1 protein-coding gene is annotated in these 1,647 nt (G+C 64.3%); it reads right to left on the reverse strand.

Annotated elements, in window-relative coordinates:
• Positions 1–184: 184 nt before the first annotated feature.
• Entirely contained in the window at positions 185–1,573 is a 1,389-nt protein-coding gene (istA, locus tag QZH52_RS38545; protein ID WP_301816536.1) for an IS21 family transposase, read from the reverse strand.
• Between the last annotated feature and the right edge of the window lie 74 nt (positions 1,574–1,647).

Raw genomic sequence — 1,647 nt, forward strand, 5'->3', positions numbered from 1 at the left:
TCAAGGAATTCGGCATACGGCAACTCATGGGCGGCCGCGTCCTGCAGCAGCGCTTCGAGCCGCTCGCTGCTCTTGAGCAGCCGCAACTTCTTGAGGTGTTCGCCCAGGCGTTCCAGTTGAACCGGCGTGGTCATTGCCGCTGCGGCGCCGACAGCCACCGAAGTGGTCTTAGATGTATTCCTGCTCATGTGGCGGCCTCCACGAGGGGAGCGGCGAACAGCTGCTCGTAGATCGCCGGGTCACGCACCTCGACGTCGCGCGACAGATCCTGGGGCCTGGAGGTCGTGAGGGCTGTCCTGGGCGCTGAGAATCGCTGTCGAGCATTGCGCGCCACCGCGCCGGGCCCGTGGGCGGGCTGAACGCTCAACTGCCCGCGGCCGGCCAGAACTGGATGCTCGGCCACAACGGCGCCAAGATGGCGAATGACCCAAGCGCCGCCTTGGCGCACGACCTGTACGGATTTGCCGATCAGTACGAACGGCACCGAGTAGCGATTGCCGTCGATGGACACCAGCCAGTCCTCGGCCACCCTGCGCTCGCGCACCATGGCCTGCAGGAAGCTCGGGTGTCCCGCTGTCGGTGTCAGGGCACGTGCTTCCTCGGCGAAGCGATCAATGGGGCGCTGATGCGTTGTGCCGTGGATGCGCACATCGGCCACATCGGTTTGCCAGGCGGCCAACTGGTCATTGAAGTCCTCGAGATCGAGAAACGTACGCCCGGGCACGAAGTTGCGCTTGACGTACTTCACCCCGGACTCGACCTTGCCCTTGGTCTGGGCTCGGTAGGGTTGGCAAAGCCGCGGAGTAAAGCCCCAGTGGCCGGCGAAGCTGGAAAACGTCGGGTTCAGGCGCGGGCGACCTTGATGAGTGCCGAGCACGACGGTGCGCATGCGGTCATACAGCAGGAATTCGCAACGACCACCGAAGTGAGCGAAGGCGGCCTCATGTGCGGCCAGCAGGTCAGGCATGCGCTCACGCAGGAAGCCCAGCGCGAAGCCTCGGCGGCTGTAGCCCAGCGTCATCACGAAGATGTGGACTTCCGTGCGAACTCCACCCAGTGAGACGGTGATCTGTCCCCAGTCGCACTGTGCCTGCTCGCCCGGGCCCGTCTCGAAGCGCCGCTGTGTCAGCGCCGCAGTCGATGCGGCCAGTCGCAGTGGCACCACCGCGCGCCGCACGATCACGTAGCTGCCGGCAAAGCCGCGTTGCGCCCGCAACTCCTGCCAAAGAATGCGTGCGGAGTAGTTCACCTCCACAGCACGTTCTGCCAGCCAAGCGCGATGCGGATCCAGGAGGCTGGCTGCTGCCGCACGCTGATACGGCTGCCACGACTCCTGCTGTAGACAACTTCGTACTGTCTTGCGATCCAGTTGCAGATCGCGGGCGATCGCCGAGAGGTTGTAGCCGGCGGCACGCCGCTCGTGAACTGCTTCCCATTGTTGCTGACCAAGCACCGGCGCCTCCGTGTCCTGAATGAACACGGGCACGGTAGCCGCCGCGCTGCCCAGGGCCCTCGGGCCCTGGGCAGCGCAACCATCATGCGAGATCACCGAGCTTCGTACTTCCACTTCCATCGTTTGCTCCTTGGAGTTGATGGGTGAGGAAAATTCGACGACCACAGATGGGGATTATTGGAAGACCACTGACA

The sequence above is a fragment of the Variovorax ginsengisoli genome, assembly GCF_030486595.1.
Classification (GTDB): Bacteria; Pseudomonadota; Gammaproteobacteria; order Burkholderiales; family Burkholderiaceae_C; genus Variovorax; species Variovorax ginsengisoli_B.

Excerpts from the sequence above, each read along its gene's own strand:
- istA (WP_301816536.1), bottom strand. The coding sequence starts at position 1,573 with ATGGAAGTGGAAGTACGAAGCTCGGTGATCTCGCATGATGGTTGCGCT.